The sequence below is a fragment of the Thermoanaerobacter sp. CM-CNRG TB177 genome (assembly GCF_018588165.1).
Lineage (GTDB): Bacteria > Bacillota > Thermoanaerobacteria > Thermoanaerobacterales > Thermoanaerobacteraceae > Thermoanaerobacter > Thermoanaerobacter thermocopriae.
In genome coordinates this window covers 34,879-51,851 of record NZ_JAFCAC010000071.1, presented here as the reverse complement: position 1 = coordinate 51,851, position 16,973 = coordinate 34,879, and the positions used below count along the sequence as shown (strand labels likewise).

Sequence of the window (16,973 nt, the reverse complement as noted above, 5' to 3'; positions counted from 1 at the left end):
TATCTACCCTCACTTTTTAGAATTAGCAGAGGAATTATGTGTAGAATTGTCAGTATTCATAAAAGAATCTGGCATTAAGCTCATTGCACTTTGCTTAATTCCATAATTTCCTTCTTTACCCTCCATTACCATTATAAGCGACGTCTGCCCTATTATATCCTCCACATTATCTATTGTGGAAATATGCTGTTTTTTATACGCATCAATATAGGAATATTTAGTATCACTTTGTTCAACACCTACAATAGGAACATTAAGTAGCTTCACTTGTTTTATAATGGGAATATCTATAGAAGCTACATTATTATCTTTATTATTACTTCCTCCAGCTATAATTACAAAATCTGTATTACCTGGAATCCCTGTAAAATCTATATAACCATTTGTCTTTAAATAATTAATAAGGTCCACATCCTGACCTGTTACAATTGCATTAGCTAATTTTGAAACTACAAATTCATTCAAATGCTTTTCGTCTACTGTAACTCCATATTTATTAGAAAGGAAGTTTATTAAATTTTGCACTTCCAATTCATCGCCAGTATCAAAACTGTCTTTTATAACAGTAATCGACTCAATAGTAGCTCCTGCCTTTAAAAGAGCATTTCTCATGCCAGAATATATAAACTCATTTGTAGTTTCAATAATCGCTACTTTCACTCCCGTTAATCTATCAGCTACTAACTCAGGAAAAATAATTTGATGATATTGATTGTAATACCCTATCTGTTTATTTAACTCTTGAACAGTGTTTTTTAAATTATTATTTTCTGTTTGTAAATCCTTAAACTTTTGTTCTAACTCGTTTATAATTGAAGTTTGTTGCTCTGAAAAAACTTTTTGGCCATCTAACATAAAACCTATAAAAATTCCAATTCCTAAAGCAATAAAAATAGAAGCAATTGTCAAAACATAGTATTTAATATTTATATTCATAGAAAGTCCTCCTCAAAATCCGATTAAAAGGCGAATTCTAAGTTGTAATAGTTTCAATAGCTGCTGCATAGGTGGTGAAAAATACGCTATTACTCCAAGAGGAATCAATGCTGCCAGTATAATGCTAAATATATAAGAAATTTTAAAAGTTTCTCTGTACAGCTTATTTACTCCTTTGGCATCGATTAATTTTTCTCCTACTTTTAATCGCACTAAAAAAGTGCTGGACATTCCTTTTCTCCCTTTTTCCAGAAAATCAATCATGCTGGAATGGGTCCCTACAGCCACAATTAAGTCAGCACCTTTTTCAAAAGCCAAAAGCATAGCTATATCTTCACTTGTACCTGGAGCCTTAAAAATTTCCGCTTTAAGGCCTAATGCCGTTACTCTTTCCAAGCCCGGCGCTCTTCCGTCGGGATAGGCATGAACAATAATTTCCTTAGCCTTTTTTAAAGCCTCATCGCTTACACTGTCCATATCTCCAATGACTATGTCAGGAACAAGGCCAAACTCTAAAAGAGCATCTGCCCCTCCATCTACCCCTATTAAAATCGGTTTTACATCGTTAATATACTGTTTTATTGTAAACAAATCTTCTTTGTAATCCTTTCCTCTAACAACCACAAGAGCATGTCTATTTTTAAAACGAGTTTTAGTATTAGGTAATTCAACACCACCCAAAATAAAATATTTTTCTTTTTTTGCATATTCCAATGTATTTTCAATAAATTTATCTAATTCAACACCTATGTTTTCGCGACTTTCCTGCAATTTATAGTTTATAACGTCCTTTGTAAGAAGTTTCCCGCTTTTTATAAACACACCATCTTTATATATTTCATTATCTATTATAGTGATTTTGTCATTTTCTTTCAACAAATCAAAAATATCCTTCCCAACATCGTCAATAATTGGAATTCCAGCCTCACATAAAATAGAAGGCCCCATGTTAGGATATCTGCCACTTATAGACTTATCAGCATTTATGACTGCCAAAACTTTTTTTTCAACTAAGGATTCAGCAGCCACTTCATCTATATCTCTATGGTCAATTATAGCTATTTCTCCAGAATTTAGTCTTTTTACTAAATTTTTAGTTCTTTTATCCATTTTAATTGTACCTGTTATTTGCATACAAGCTTCCTCCATAAAGTAACATCGCTTATTATTATAGCATAAAAAATTTTTACATGAAATAAAAAAGTCATTTTATTCAGTTACATAAAAATCCTTCCACTTGTTGAATCCTCAACAAATAGAAGGATTTTGGGCTCTACTTTTATGTTTATCATATTTTTAAATGGGAGGTTAAAAAAGAGAAAGCAGGTATCTGCCCCTTTTACCCTGCTTTCATCCCCAACCTCAATTTATCAGCAATAAGCGCAATGAATTCAGAATTTGTCGGTTTACCTTTTTCGTCATTTATAGTATATCCAAAAAGTTCATTTAAAACCTCTGTTTTGCCCCTGCTCCACGCAACTTCTATTGCATGCCTTATAGCTCTTTCTACTCTGCTAGGAGTAGTATTGTACTTTTCAGCAATTTTAGGATATAACATTTTAGTTACAGAATTTAAATATTCCATATTGCTAATAACAAGAGAAATAGCATCTCTTAGATACATATAGCCTTTTATATGAGCTGGTACTCCTACCTCATGAATAATTTCTGTAATCATCGCTTCAAGGTCATAATTTTTCTTTGCCTTTACCACAGGAAAAACAGTCTTTGATACTACATCTAACTCAGGTTCCATAATTTCAGAAATCCTTTTTGATAGCATAGCTAAATCAAACGGCTTTAAAATATAATAATCGGCTCCTAAGGCAATAGCTCGTTGAGTTATTTTTTCTTGGCCAACAGCAGATAAAACTAAAATTTTAGGCTTTTTTAATTGTTCCTCATTTATCTTTTCCAAAACACCAATACCGTCTAAATATGGCATTATAATATCTAAAATTAACAAATCCGGCGAATGATCTTTGATTAATTCAATTGCTTGGTTGCCATCATTGGCAACACCTACCACTTCAATATTTTCTTGGGTAGATAAATACTCAGCTAAAATAGTAGCAAACTCTTTGTTATCATCCGCTATTCCTACTCTAACTTTCTTAACCAATTATTTAACCTCCCATTGCTAATATTAGTATAATATTTATTATTCTACATAATATATGAATTTCCTTCTTTTTCCCGAAAAATTTTAATTATTTGTAAAGACCTGTTTATTATTAAGTAGATTATTCATTTCCCTCATCATCCATTCTGCATAAACAGCATAACCTTTTGTTGGGTCATTAACAAAAACGTGAGTAACTGCTCCAACCAGTTTCCCATTTTGTATAATAGGGCTACCGCTCATACCTTGTATTATGCCTCCAGTCTTTTTTAATAAATTCTTGTCAACAATCTTAATTATCATGCTTTTAGAACTAGGAGTTTCTTGATATACTTTTTTGATAATTTCAATATCAAATTCCTGTATACCTGTACCATCAATGGTAGCTAATATTTTCGCTGGTCCTTCTTTTATTTGGCTTTGATATGCTATAGGAATCTCTCCATACAAATCATTATTAAAATCTTTATACATATTCCCATAAATTCCAAATTCAGTATTTTTGAGTATATTACCGATTGTATCAACTTCTTCTAAAAAAATCCCTTTTAATTCCCCCGGCCTACTTCTTCTTCCCTGGTCAATAGAAGTAATTCGAGAATTCATAATCTCACCGTTTTCTACTGATAACATGTGCCCAGTGTCTACATCAGTTATAGCATGGCCTAAAGCTCCATATATCTTTGTCGTAGGATAATAAAAGGTTAAGGTTCCTATACCAGCAGTGTGATCTCTTACCCAAAGACCTATTCTGTATTGTTTATCCTCTTTTGATTTTACAGGACAAATACTAGTATAAAAAATGTGGTTTTTCCTGTTTATTTTTAATTTTAAAGCTTTTCCCTTTAATTTATTTGCAATGTTAGTAATGTCTTCTGCACGTTTTATTTCCTTACCGTTGACCTCTAATATTATATCTCCTATCTGTATTTTTCCTTGTTTATAAGGACTATAAATTTTACTATCCTCTCCCATTATATCTGAATAACCTACTACTAATACGCCTTTTGTGTTTAGCTTAACCCCTATTGCTTGACCGCCTGGAACTACTTTTGTAGGCGGAACAATATCGACACTAATATGTTTTATAGGAAATATTCCAAATAGCTTAAAATCCAAATTTACTGTACCGGTGTTTACAGCTTCTATTGTAATTGGTTTTTTTAAATTTAAAACATTTTTACCTTCTGTATCATTAATTTTCAAAAAACCTTTTTTATCAGCCTGAAAACTTACTTTTATTGGTATATTAAAGTTATAATTGACTTTTTCCCCTTGAAAAAATTTAAAACTTGAGGGGGTTTTTGCTATATCTTGTATAGGAGTAAAATAGTTTGCAAATACTAAAAAAAAGCTTAAGGATATAAAAAGTAACAACTTTACTGTATTTTTTGGCATTTTCTCACTTCCTTTTTTGTGGCTTATTTAATCTAAAATTAACTTAACCTTTTTTAAAGTTTTATATACTGTCAATATATTAGCCGATAGTAAAAGGAAGTGAGGTCAAACCAAAATATTAAATTTTGCTTTTAAATTGAGATGCAATATCTAGTAATTCTTTTGAATGGTCTAAAGTAGTCTGAGTAACACGGGAGCCTCCCATAATACGGGCTAATTCATTTATTTTTCCTTGATAATCAAGTTTTTCCACATTAATATAAGTCCTTTCCTTTCTTTCTATTTTGGAAATTCGATAATGAGTATCTGCCATAGAAGCAATTTGAGGTAGGTGAGTAACACAGATCAATTGATGTTTTTTAGAAAGATATGCCATTTTTTCCGCCACTAATTGGGCAGTTTTTCCGCTTATTCCCGTATCAACTTCGTCGAAAATCAAAGTAGAAATTCCATCTGCCGAAGCAAGAATAGTTTTTAATGCCAGCATAATTCTTGAAAGTTCACCACCAGAAGCAATTTTAGATAAAGGCTTTAGAGGCTCTCCTCTATTTGTAGAGATTAAAAATTCAATCTTATCAAATCCAGTTTCAGTAGGTTCTCCCATTTTTTCTATATTCACCTTAAAATAAGCATTTGGCATATTAAGTTCAACTAAAATTTGATTTATATTTTTTTCTATATTTTCTGCCATTTGCTTCCTTTTGAGATGTAATGCTTCACCAACTTCTAAAATTTTTTCCCATAATTTTTGTTGCTTAAGCTTTAATTCTTGCTGCTTTTCTTCAAAATTTAATATATCCTCTAATTCCCTTTTTTTATTTTCTTTAAATTCTAAAATCTGCTGTATTGTAGGTCCATATTTTCTTTTCAAGAAATTTATTTGATCTAATCGCATTTCAATTTCCTCTAAACTTTGCTGGTTAAAATCTAAGCCTTTCAAGTAATCCCGTATCTGCAAAGCACAGTCTTCTAATTCATATAGGATATTCTCCAATTTATCTTTCAAAATTTTTAACTTTTCATCTATAGTAAGAGCAGTTTCTAAATTTTTAATTGCAACATGTAAATTATCTAAAACAGAAAAGCTCCCACTACCTTCGTACAAAATTTTGTAACTAGAATTCATAGCGGTGAATAATTTTTCGAAATTTAATAATAAATTTCTTTTTTCTAACAACTGACTTTCTTCTTCTACGCTTAAACTTGCCCTTTCAATCTCTTCAATTTGATATTTCAAAAGCTCAATTGTTTCATTTTTTTCTTTCTCATCTTTAAAAAAACTTGAAATCTCTTTTTGTATCCTGTTGTATTCTTTTAATAGCTCCTTAAATTTTTCTCTTAAAGCTTTAAACTCCTCATCCCCAAAGTTATCTAAGATAAAAAGATGTTTAGTATTGTCTAAAAGAAACTGATGCTCATGTTGGCCTAAAATATCTACTAAGAAAGCTCCTATTTTACTCAAAAAAGAAAGAGGCACTATTCTGCCATTTATTCTACAATAACTTCTTCCGTTTTTTGTAATTTCCCTATTTATTATTAAAGTGTCATCCTCTTCTAACTCCAAACCTATTTCTTCTAAAATTTCTACAATTTTATCTTTATTGGAATCCACAAAAAATACGCCCTCTACAATAGCTTTTTCTTCACCTGTGCGTATTATCTCTTTGCTGCCCCGACCGCCTAAAAGCAGCAAGACCGAATCAATAACTATAGATTTGCCTGCTCCTGTCTCACCCGTTAATACATTGAATCCTTCCTCAAATTGCAACTCTGCCTTGTCAATTAATGCAACGTTTTGAATGCTAAGTGCTAAAAGCATAGCAAAACCCCCAGAAATCACTTAATTAACTTTTTGAATTTCTCCAACAACTCTTGAAGAGCTTCTTCATTTCTCGCTAAAACAAAAATAGTATTATCTCCTGCTAATGTGCCAACTATATTATTCCAATTTAATGTGTCGATAGCTTCTGCTGCTGCAGGAGCTGTGCCTGATAACGTTTTTATAACTATGATATTTCCTGCATAATCAACACTAATTATAGACTCAGACAATAGAGTCATTAGCCTATCTGTGATATGGCTGTCTACTTTTCCCATCGGTGCGTATTTATATCTTTTCCCATCTTCTGTTAACACTTTTATAAGTCTTAATTCTTTTATATCTCTTGACACAGTAGCCTGAGTTACATCAATACCTTGCTTTTGAAGTTCAGCTGCTAGCTCTTCCTGTGTTTCAATTTCTTTTTCAGAGATTATTTCAAGAATTTTAGCGTGCCGAGCTATTTTCATCATATTAGCCATCACCTCATTTTATCTTTCTGTAAGTTTGTCCCTCAACAAATCAAAAAAATTGGTATTTTTTACTTTTATAAGATTGGTATATTCATTGCTCTTTTTAATGTAAATTATATCTCTATAATCAAGTTTAAATCCCTGTTGCCCGTCGGTTGTTATCATTAAATCGTGATTTTCTTCGCTTATTTCCAATCTTATAACATCCTCTGGTAAAACTATTATAGACCTTGAATACAAAGTATGAGGGCAGATGGGTGTTATTATTATAACTTCAACAGTAGGATATACAATAGGTCCGCCCGCCGAAAGCGAATAAGCAGTTGAACCAGTAGGAGTTGCAATTATTACTCCATCTGCTAAATAGGTATCTACGTAATTGTTATTTACATAGGCATTTATGCGAGCCATTCTTGAAAAAGCTCCTCTTGTAATAACAATATCATTTAAAGCTCTAAAATTAATGATTTCCATATCATTTTTAACTATATTTGCTTCCAGCATCATCCTTTTTTCGACTGTATATTCTCCCTTATATATTTTATCTAAAGAAATAAACGCCTCATTCATGTCTACCTCTGTAAGAAATCCAAGGTGACCCAAATTTACGGCAAAAATAGGCGTGCCAAAAGGTGCACAAAGCCTCGCTACATTTAAAATAGTGCCATCTCCTCCTAGTGCAATTATAAAATCGGACTTACTATATATATCTGTGGATTTTTTACCGTATTTATCATAACCCATTTTAGAAGCAACTATTTCGTTAAGATATGGCTCAGAATCATGCTCCAGTAGCCATTTTACAATGGATTTAGTTACTTCTAAGTCTTTATCTTTATTAATATTGGGAATAACACCGACTTTTTTCATCATAATATCACCACATTTATCATATTCTACAAAAAAACAAATTTTCCTGCTAAATATTTTATTTGTTCAAAGTTTTAAAAGCCTCTTCTATAATTTTCGCAATGTCAAAGTTGAATTGATTTTTAATTTCTTTTTTACCGCAAATTAAATATTCTATATTGCCTTCTGCACCCTTTATAGGAGAATAGGTAATGCCTATTATACCGTAATTATATTTTTGAAACAAGGTCACAATTTTTTCAATCACTTCTTTATGAACAGCGGGATCTTTTACAACTCCTTTTTTGCCTACTTTTTCTCTCCCCGCTTCAAATTGCGGCTTTATTAAAGCTATCAAGTCTCCCTCTGATTTTAAAAATTTATCTGCAGAAGGTATTACAAGTTCAAGGGAAATAAAGGAGACGTCTATTGTGATTATATCCACTATTTCAGGCAATGTCTTTAAAAATCTTATATTAGTCTTTTCCATATTTATAACCCGAGGGTCATTTCTTAAACTCCAATCCAATTGCCCGTATCCTACATCTACAGCATATACTCTTATAGCACCATGTTTCAAAAGGCAGTCAGTAAAACCTCCTGTAGAAGCTCCAATGTCTAAGGCAATCTTCCCAGTCACATCAATATTAAAAGTTTCTATCGCTTTTTGTAACTTTAGTCCACCCCTACTTACATAAGGTAAAGAGTTAGTTTTTACCTCGATTGAAGAATCTATGTTGACAAACTCTCCAGCTTTTTCAATTTTCTTGCCATCAACATATACTTCTCCTGCCATAATAGAAGCTTTTGCTTTTTCTCTTGAAGAGAAAAAACCTTTTTGAACTAGTAAAACATCCAATCTTTCTTTTTTTGACGCCATATTTACCTCATTTCCTTATATTTTTGTAGTATAGTATTTGCGATAGACTCGGCATCCAAATTGTATTTTTTAAACAAACTTTCCACATCTCCCTGTTCAATAAATTTATCAGGAAATCCCAAACGTAAAACTGGCTTATGTATTCCGGTAGAATTCAAAAGCTCTAGTATAGCACTTCCAACGCCACCCACTATTACATTGTCTTCCACTGTAACAATAAATTTAACTTTGTTTGAAATATCCAAAATTAGCTCTTCATCTAAAGGTTTGACAAATCTCAAATTAACAATAAATGGTTGCAAATCAGAGGCTTTTAAAATTTCTTTCGCCTTTAATGCCTTTTCTACCATTCTTCCTAATGCAAAAATCGCTATCTCTTTTCCTTCACAAACCAATTCTGCCTTTCCAAACTCTATACTGCATTCTCTTGTAATATCAAATTTTCCTGCTTTTCCTCTTGGATACCTTATAGCAACAGGAAAGTCAAGATTTCTTGATAATTTAATCATTTCAACCAATTCATTTGCGTCTTTTGGAGACATAATCGCTATATTAGGAATTGGCCTTAAATAAGATAAATCAAAAACTCCTTGATGGGTTTCTCCATCTTCCCCTACAATCCCTGCTCTGTCAATTGCAAAAACAACAGGCAATTTTTGTATACATACATCGTGGATAATCTGGTCATAAGCCCTTTGCAAAAAAGTAGAATACACTGCAAAGTAAGGCTTATATCCCTGCACTGCCATTCCTGCTGCAAAGGTAGTAGCGTGTTGCTCTGCTATTCCAACGTCAAAAAATCTTTCAGGTATTAATTTTGCAAAATGAGTAAGTCCTGTTCCTTCTGGCATGGCAGCAGTTATTGCAACAATTTCGTCATCTTTTAATGCCATTTCAGTGAGAGTCTTTCCAAATACGTCAGAATAAGTCTCCTGTTCCTCATTTACAAACTTCCCCGTTTGTATGTCAAAAGGAGCTGCAGAATGGAATTTCTCTGGAAATTTTTCTGCAAATTTGTATCCCTTACCTTTTTTGGTAACAACATGTATTAAAATAGGTCCTTTCATTCTTTTTGCTCTTTCTAAAACCTCTATAAGGCCTCCAACATCATGTCCGTCAATAGGTCCTAAATATGTAAAACCCATCTCTTCAAAAAACATTCCCGGCACTACTAACTGTTTTACAGAATCTTTTATCTTTTCGATGTATTTATGCAGACTTTTCCCAATTGGAGGCACAATATTGAGTAAATTATCAACTTCTTGTTTTAATTTATTATAAGTAGGATCTGTTCTTAGCTTGCTTAAATACAAAGATAAACTGCCCACGTTTTCAGAAATCGACATTTCATTGTGATTTAATACAACAATCAAATTTGTCTCAGACCTTCCTGCATCGTTTAATGCCTCAAGAGCCATACCACCAGTTAAAGCTCCATCCCCAATTACTGCTACTACAGAGTATTTTTCACCCTTCAAATCTCTTGCCTTGGCTATACCTAATGCTGCAGATATAGAGGTACTGCTGTGACCAGCTCCAAATACATCGTGCACGCTTTCTGCCCTTTTAGTAAAGCCAGAAAGGCCATTGAATTTTCTCAAAGTATCAAATTGGTCTTTCCTTCCCGTAAGCATTTTATGTACGTAGCATTGGTGTCCAACATCCCAAATTATTTTGTCAACCGGAGAATCAAAAACATAATGAAGTGCAATAGTAAGTTCAACAATTCCAAGGTTTGATGCTAAGTGGCCCCCCGTTTTAGACACCTTTTCTATTAAAAATTGGCGTATTTCTCTGCAAAGCAGGAGAAAATCCTTCTTGTCTAATTTTTTTAGATCATAAGGGCTATCAATTTGTTCAAGCATTTAAAGACCCTCACTTTCTTTTCTTCCTTTTATTATTCTTAAAATCTGGCAAAATCTTTATACCTGTTTTTTTTTCAATCCACGCCAGCATCACAGCAACTCCATACACGATAGACTGACTTTTAGCTATACCTATGTTCTTCCCCACAGCCTTTCCTCCAATGGTAATGGCAGATAATAGACCTCCTAAAATTGCAGTATAAATAGAGCCTTTAGCTCCCTCAAAAGTAAATTTTACAATTATCGCCATCAGAGCAGCCCCAGATACAATCCCGGAAATATCTCCCACAACGTCATTGCAAAAATTAGCTACTATATTAGCATTTCTGAGAAGTTTTATGCCTTCCTTTGCCCCAAATACTTTTTTAGCTGCCATTGCATGAAAGGGTTCTTCTCTGCCTGAAATCACTGCTGTACCTATTACATCAAAAATTATACCAATTAACACTATAAAACCAAGAACGCAAAAGGCTACAATGAGATTGCTTTCTTTCAATGCAACATCAGAAAAAAAATTTAATATGGTAGCAAGAAAAAAGGTTATAATAGATATATGTAAAATCCATTTATAATCCATATTTATGCTTTTGTTTTTCATAATAAAAAAAGAACCTCCTATGGTATATGTAGGCAAAGTGGTAGCATATTGAGTAAACTTTGCGGCTTAGGTCCAGTAGGATTTCCCAAGCAGGCACTGAACGTCACCGTTCAGCGGTTCCCCTTTAAGCCCGCTTTTACCTTGTTGCCAAAGGTAAGACTGGATTGCCACTTAGCCCGCACTGTAATCCCCAATATGCCGCCGGCAAGGCACAGCCTAGGAGTTTTCCTCACCAGAGGGACTAATCCCTATCCTCTTTTGCAATTCGGGTTTCATCAGCAATAGCAGTAATTCAAGAGCTCATTGAATTACTGCTTAAATTAAAACTGATATCCACCCGAATCACTCAAGGCAGGCTACACTGTCCGCAGCTTTATGGCCGCGCGACAGGTTCATCCCACCCCATAGCTTAAGAGCCACGCAGGTGGGTCTCCGCGGAGGAAGGGTCAACGCCCACATGCCATTGTGGATCGCCCCCCCTCCTTAACTCCCAGCACCAGCCCCCAACTGGGCGTTGAAAGCCAGCACCAGGAACTTCATCGATGTGCCCTTGACGGATTTTTAGGCCCGTCTTCGGGATTAGCGCCTCTGACTAGGATACTGCACCACTTTGCCTTTCTCTTCAAGGTATCTTAATTATAACATAATAAAAATATCAATATCAAACCTATATAAAGTGATTAAAAGGCTACTATACTCCCTTACGTATCAAAAAACTCATTCCTTTTAAAAAGTAGTGTCAATACTCCTTTATTCTTCAATTTACTCTCTCAATTAAATAATTAGACAATTCTTTAAGAAAGAGTGCTTTTTCTCCAAATCTATCTAAAATCTCTATAGCCTTTTGTGTAAGTTCTACAACCATTTGCTGGGATTTTTTTAAGCCAAAGATATTGACAAAAGTAACTTTGCCTTTTTCTCTATCACTACCAACCTTTTTGCCCAATTTTTCTTCTTCTCCAATTACATCTAATATATCGTCTTTTATTTGAAAAGCAAGACCTATCAAACTTGCATATTCTCTTAATGCATGAATATCTTCTTCTATAGCACCAGCAATGTAAGCTCCTGCACAAACAGATGCTTCTATCAAAGCACCTGTTTTATGTTCATGCATAAATTTTAATTCTTCATAAGTAAGCTTTGTGTTCTGTGAAAGTATATCCACCACTTGTCCACCAATCATTCCTTTGCAACCTGAGGCTCGCGCAATTTCATCTGTAGCTTTTAAAATCCTTTGATAATCATGGGGATTTTCTAAAGCATGCCTTATTAGGACTTCAAAGGCCAAATTTAAAAGTCCATCTCCTGCCAGTATTGCTATAGCTTCACCGTAAACCTTGTGATTTGTAGGCTTTCCCCTTCTCAAATCGTCGTTATCCATAGCTGGAAGGTCATCGTGTATAAGGGAATAAGTGTGAATGAGCTCTATTGCACAAGCTACAGGAAGGGCTTTTTTTATGTCTCCTTCAAAAAGTTCACAAGAAGAAAGGCATAATACTGGTCTTAACCTTTTTCCACCAGCAAATACACTATATTTCATGGCCTCGTAGATTATTTGTGGGTTTTCTTCCACTTCTAATATCCTGTGTAATTCTTTTTCAATAAGCTGTTGTTTTTCTTTTAGTTGCTCTTTAAACATCCTTTTCCTCCTCTTTAAAATCAATTTCCTCGCTTTCGTTTATAAGAAGAGTTATTTTTCCTTCAACCTCTCTTAATTTCTTTTCTAATCTCTTGGAAATTTCAATGCCTTCTTTAAACAAGTTAAAAGATTCTTCTAATAATAAATTTCCCTTTTCTAATTTATTTAAAATTTCTTCTAATTTTGTCATCTCTTCCTCAAAACTCAGCTCCTCTTGCATCTTCTTTCACCTCTTGTATAATTGCTTTAGCATTACCGTCTTTAAATAAAATTTTTACTTCCTCATAAGGTATTATGTCTTTCACAGAAGAAATAACTTTTTCTTGCTTGTCTAAAATAACTGTATAGCCTCTTGTAAGCACGTTTAATGGACTTAAAGAATTTAATTTTTCTGTCAAAATCAAAAAATCGTTTTTCTTCCTATTATATATAGAAAGCATTTCCTTGCACAAAGAGCTTTTTAAACTTTCGATTTTATGCTTTAAAACTTCATTTCTCTTAATAGGACTGTTAAAGTAAAGAGCCCTTCTAAGGCTCTCCAACTCTTTCTTCTTACGTTTTAACTCTGCCATCATTAATGTTATAAGCCTTGTTTTTAATAAAAATATCTCTCTTTGGTAAACCTTTATATCTGGCACTACAATTTCTGCAGCAGCAGAAGGAGTAGGAGCTCTTAAATCTGCCACAAAATCAGAAATAGTAAAGTCTGTCTCGTGTCCTACTGCAGAAACAACTGGTATACGAGATGCATAAATGCATCTTGCCACTTTTTCTTCATTGAAAGGCCAAATTTCCTCTAAGGATCCTCCACCTCTTGCTAAAATAATCACATCAATGTCTTTCCTTTTGTTCAAAATTCGAAGAGCATTGCATATCTCATCGGCAGCTGAGATTCCTTGTACTAAAACAGGAACTACTAAAATATCTATTGTGGGATTTCTCCTTTTAGAAATTGTTATTATATCTCGTATTACAGCCCCTGTTGGAGAAGTCACCACAGCAATCTTTTTAGGATGTTTAGGAATAGGCTTCTTTTTGTCAGAATCAAAAAGTCCTTCTTTTTGCAGTTTCTCTTTAAGTTTATTAAAAGCAAAATATAAAGCCCCAATTCCATCAGATCGTATACTTTGAGCATACAGTTGATAAGTTCCATTTTTCTCATATACAGTTATTCTACCTGTCACAATCACTGACATACCATCTTGCAAAGTAAAATTTAAAAGCTTTCCATATTCGTTAAACATCACACATTTTAATGAGGCTATTTCGTCTTTCAAAGTGAAATATATTCCTGTGCTGTGGTATTTTAAATTAGAAATTTCTCCTCTAACCCGTACATTTCTTAAAATTATATCATTGTCCATCATTTTTTTGATATAATCTGTAATTTCTCTGACTTCAAGCGCCTTCAATTGCATATTTAAAGGCCTCCAAAGTGTTTTTGAGTATCATTGCAGTAGTAACTGGTCCAACTCCACCTGGTACCGGTGTTATAGAAGAGCATCTATCTTTTACCTTTTCAAAATCTGCATCTCCATATATATTATTTTGGTAAACGTTTATACCCGCATCTATAAGTATTGCTCCTTCTTTAACCATATCTTCCTTCACCAACTTCATCTTACCAGCCGCTAGTACTAAAATATCCGCCTGCCTAGTATAATAAGCCAAGTCTTTTGTTTTTGAATGGCACACAGTAACCGTACAATTTTTGTCTAATAAAAGCTTAGCTACTGGTTTCCCTAAAATATTGCTTCTTCCTACTACAACAGCATGTTTTCCCACAAATTGAGTATTAATGCTTTCCAGTATATATAAAATTGCTTTAGGAGTACAAGGTATAAAAAGAGGTTTTCCGGCAAATAACTTTCCCATGTTGTAATTAGATATGCCATCCACGTCTTTATAAGGGTTTATAGTATCGTAGACTAATTCGGCATTAAAACTTTTGGGAAGAGGCATTTCTATCATTATACCATGAGTGTTTTTATCTTCATTTAAAAATTTTAAGATGTCAAAAAACTTAGATTCTTCGTTTTCCGAAAAATAATAAATTTCTGCTTCAATCCCCACATTTTTACAAGCTTTAACTTTAGAGTTTGCATAAACTTTTGAAGACTCATCATTTCCAGCCATCAAAATTGCTAATCTAGGCTTATAGCCAAACTCCCTTATCTCTCTTTTTACCTCTTCCCTTATCTTTTTAGAAATTTCCTTACCATCAATTATCATTCGATTCACCCACTTCCAATCCTTTATCCCTTACAAAGGCTCCCAGCAAGCCGTTTATAAACACATGAGAATCTTCTGTACTGTATTTCTTGGCTATTTCTACAGCTTCATTTATGGAAATATTTACAGGAATATTTCCATATATCATTTCATAAATGCTGCATCTTAAAATAGCCAAATCTATTCTAGGCATACGGTTAAGAGCCCAATTTTGAGAGTATTTTTCTATTTCTTTATCAATTTCCTCTAAGTGTTCAATAGCTCCTTTAACGGTATTTTCTATGTATTCTTTTTGGTCACCAGGATCTTTTTCTTTATAAAAATTGTCAAATATTTTGCTTATAGGAAACCTTGAAATATCGTATTGATAAAGCATTTTTACAACCCATTCTCTGGCTTCTGTTCTGTTCATTATTCCCAACTCCTTGAATTTTACCTCTTGCATATATTGTACCATAACTCTATCTAAACTAACCCTCTGTAAAGCAGAGGGTTAGTTTAAATCTTCTTTAACTTGCTCATTTTGTTTTTTATTTTCTTTATCCATATTTACCCCTTGAACATGAATATTGACCTCAACAACTTTTAATCCTGTCATATTTTCTACAGCATTTTTGACATTTTCTTGCACATTCCAAGCTACTTCAGGAATTCTAACACCATAATCCACAATTAAGTACAAATCTATTGACACTTCTTTTTCTCCTACTTCTACTTTTACGCCTTTACCCAAATTCTTTCTTCCCAACATTTCAGAAATACCGTTTACAACTCCCCCACTCATTCCAGCCACTCCAGGTACTTCCGTTGCCGCCAAGCCTGCAATGATACTAACTACTTCTTCAGAGATTTTAATAGTTCCTAACTCTTGATTTTCATTGGTATTTATATTTTCTTCCATAAATTTCACCCCCTTAAATACATAAATTTTTAGAGAAAACAGATATTTGTCAAAATAAATTATATCATAATTGTAGACTCAAAAACAATTAAGTTTTCTTATTCCAGTCTTGTCATGATTTTTATATTATCTAATGAAACTCCTGTCTGTCGGGAGACAATATCTACAATTTGAGCTACTTCTTCCTCTGACAGTTCATCAGCCTGAACAATTACATTTACTACACCGTTGTCTATCATCACAACTGCATCTTGAAATCCTTTAGCTTTTATCAAATTTTCTATTATCAATTCTTGGTTTGTTATTTCTGTAAGTTTTATTATTTGTTTTTGAGCCTCCTCTCTTGTAGTTTCGCTGGTATTTTTATTTTCTACTATTTCCTTTAAAGCATCAATACTTCTGCTTCTATTTATTTCTCTTTCTTCTCTATAAGTAGTAAATATTCCAGTAAAAAGTTTATCTTTTTCTGTACTAGTTTCCTTTGCAGAAGAAGTACTTGTTTGAATAGAATCCAGATTCTGGCTGTATTCATTTTTAGCGGCTTCCTCTTTCTTACTGGTATACCCATAGTTTAAAACAAAAGCAATAGCAATTAGCAAGACAAGGGATATAATCGCTATAAGCTTTTTTCTCATATAGACCATAAAAACTCCTCCCCACTCTTATTTTGAAGATATTACCTTTACTTTATAGGCAGGAATCCCTAAAGCAGTTTGAACTGCCGAAGAAAGTTCGTATCTTAATCTTGGATCTTTTGCTCCATCAGCAACTACAATCACTCCCCTTATTTCTGGCATTATTCTTTTTAATACAATAGGAGCATTTTGCCCAGAGGTATCTTGAGAGGTAACTACTCTGTTGTTTGATTCTGTTTGAATGGTTTCTCGTATTCCTCCACTACTATCTTTTTCATTTGTAGTAGTACTGGATTCTACTACATCCATTGCCGCTACTACCTCTTCATCTGAATTTAGTGTTATGAGGACCTCAACATTTCCCACCCCTTCAATTTTTGACAATATATTTTTTAAATCCTTTTCTAATTTTTGAGCATAATCTTCACTACTACTTTCTTTTTGAGCTAATACCAATTCTTTGTTATCGTTGTTATTTGAAGGGCGAGGTTTTGAAAGAGCACTCGCACCTATTAACAAAATTAAACCTATTAAAAAGATAACAGTCAAATTCTCAACCAACTTTTTATTATCTTTTAAAAGTTTATCTTTAAGTTTATCAAAATCCACTCAAGTACCTCCCT

General features: G+C 33.3%; 18 protein-coding genes. All 18 read right to left on the bottom strand.

The genetic code is table 11. The features are described from left to right. Positions 1–9: 9 nt before the first annotated feature. The 18 genes from I4N53_RS08685 to spoIIIAG all read right to left on the bottom strand — a co-directional run bounded on the left by I4N53_RS08685 (position 10) and on the right by spoIIIAG (position 16,959). Positions 10–936 carry a copper transporter gene (locus tag I4N53_RS08685; protein ID WP_214496046.1) on the bottom strand — a complete coding sequence of 309 codons (927 nt, stop codon included), beginning with the start codon at positions 934–936 and terminating at the stop codon, positions 10–12. Between the two features lie 12 nt (positions 937–948). After that, positions 949–2,070, bottom strand: a complete 1,122-nt coding sequence (gene steA, locus I4N53_RS08680; RefSeq protein ID WP_003871238.1) for a putative cytokinetic ring protein SteA — start codon at positions 2,068–2,070, stop codon at positions 949–951. A gap of 205 nt (positions 2,071–2,275) precedes the next feature. Then, positions 2,276–3,058, bottom strand: coding sequence for a sporulation transcription factor Spo0A (gene spo0A / locus I4N53_RS08675; RefSeq protein ID WP_012995164.1), 783 nt, complete (start codon positions 3,056–3,058; stop codon positions 2,276–2,278). A gap of 84 nt (positions 3,059–3,142) precedes the next feature. Continuing rightward, complete coding sequence (gene spoIVB, locus I4N53_RS08670; protein ID WP_013150278.1) at positions 3,143–4,456, bottom strand: SpoIVB peptidase; 1,314 nt, start codon at positions 4,454–4,456, stop codon at positions 3,143–3,145. Between the two features lie 118 nt (positions 4,457–4,574). After that, the gene (recN, locus tag I4N53_RS08665) at positions 4,575–6,275 is read right to left on the bottom strand and encodes a DNA repair protein RecN (protein ID WP_028991926.1); all 1,701 of its coding nucleotides are present in this window, start codon (positions 6,273–6,275) and stop codon (positions 4,575–4,577) included. Positions 6,276–6,292: 17 nt separating this feature from the next. Next, positions 6,293–6,745: an arginine repressor gene (locus tag I4N53_RS08660; RefSeq protein ID WP_173571576.1), complete on the bottom strand. Its 453-nt coding sequence runs from the start codon at positions 6,743–6,745 to the stop codon at positions 6,293–6,295. Positions 6,746–6,766: 21 nt separating this feature from the next. Beyond that, positions 6,767–7,618 (bottom strand): NAD(+)/NADH kinase, encoded by an 852-nt coding sequence (locus tag I4N53_RS08655; protein WP_028991927.1) that lies wholly within the window; start codon positions 7,616–7,618, stop codon positions 6,767–6,769. A gap of 58 nt (positions 7,619–7,676) precedes the next feature. After that, the gene (locus tag I4N53_RS08650) at positions 7,677–8,477 is read right to left on the bottom strand and encodes a TlyA family RNA methyltransferase (RefSeq protein ID WP_013150275.1); all 801 of its coding nucleotides are present in this window, start codon (positions 8,475–8,477) and stop codon (positions 7,677–7,679) included. 2 nt (positions 8,478–8,479) lie between these two features. After that, positions 8,480–10,342, bottom strand: a complete 1,863-nt coding sequence (gene dxs, locus I4N53_RS08645; protein ID WP_214496045.1) for a 1-deoxy-D-xylulose-5-phosphate synthase — start codon at positions 10,340–10,342, stop codon at positions 8,480–8,482. A gap of 10 nt (positions 10,343–10,352) precedes the next feature. Further along, positions 10,353–10,940, bottom strand: coding sequence for a hypothetical protein (locus I4N53_RS08640; protein ID WP_012995157.1), 588 nt, complete (start codon positions 10,938–10,940; stop codon positions 10,353–10,355). Positions 10,941–11,697: 757 nt separating this feature from the next. Beyond that, positions 11,698–12,582 (bottom strand): polyprenyl synthetase family protein, encoded by an 885-nt coding sequence (locus I4N53_RS08635; protein ID WP_013150273.1) that lies wholly within the window; start codon positions 12,580–12,582, stop codon positions 11,698–11,700. Next, complete coding sequence (gene xseB / locus I4N53_RS08630; protein ID WP_013150272.1) at positions 12,575–12,802, bottom strand: exodeoxyribonuclease VII small subunit; 228 nt, start codon at positions 12,800–12,802, stop codon at positions 12,575–12,577. The genes I4N53_RS08635 and xseB overlap by 8 nt, the downstream gene beginning before the upstream one ends. After that, positions 12,780–14,000: an exodeoxyribonuclease VII large subunit gene (gene xseA / locus I4N53_RS08625; RefSeq protein WP_214496044.1), complete on the bottom strand. Its 1,221-nt coding sequence runs from the start codon at positions 13,998–14,000 to the stop codon at positions 12,780–12,782. Before xseA ends, xseB begins: the two co-directional genes overlap by 23 nt. Further along, positions 13,981–14,814, bottom strand: a complete 834-nt coding sequence (locus I4N53_RS08620; protein WP_028991929.1) for a bifunctional 5,10-methylenetetrahydrofolate dehydrogenase/5,10-methenyltetrahydrofolate cyclohydrolase — start codon at positions 14,812–14,814, stop codon at positions 13,981–13,983. Before I4N53_RS08620 ends, xseA begins: the two co-directional genes overlap by 20 nt. Beyond that, positions 14,804–15,226: a transcription antitermination factor NusB gene (gene nusB, locus I4N53_RS08615; RefSeq protein ID WP_012995152.1), complete on the bottom strand. Its 423-nt coding sequence runs from the start codon at positions 15,224–15,226 to the stop codon at positions 14,804–14,806. Before nusB ends, I4N53_RS08620 begins: the two co-directional genes overlap by 11 nt. An 81-nt stretch (positions 15,227–15,307) precedes the next feature. Further along, positions 15,308–15,715, bottom strand: a complete 408-nt coding sequence (locus tag I4N53_RS08610) for an Asp23/Gls24 family envelope stress response protein (RefSeq protein ID WP_214496043.1) — start codon at positions 15,713–15,715, stop codon at positions 15,308–15,310. A 98-nt stretch (positions 15,716–15,813) separates the two neighbouring features. Then, entirely contained in the window at positions 15,814–16,359 is a 546-nt protein-coding gene (locus I4N53_RS08605) for a SpoIIIAH-like family protein (RefSeq protein ID WP_214496042.1), read from the bottom strand. Between the two features lie 18 nt (positions 16,360–16,377). Continuing rightward, positions 16,378–16,959 carry a stage III sporulation protein AG gene (gene spoIIIAG, locus I4N53_RS08600; RefSeq protein WP_003869836.1) on the bottom strand — a complete coding sequence of 194 codons (582 nt, stop codon included), beginning with the start codon at positions 16,957–16,959 and terminating at the stop codon, positions 16,378–16,380. Positions 16,960–16,973: the final 14 nt, after the last annotated feature.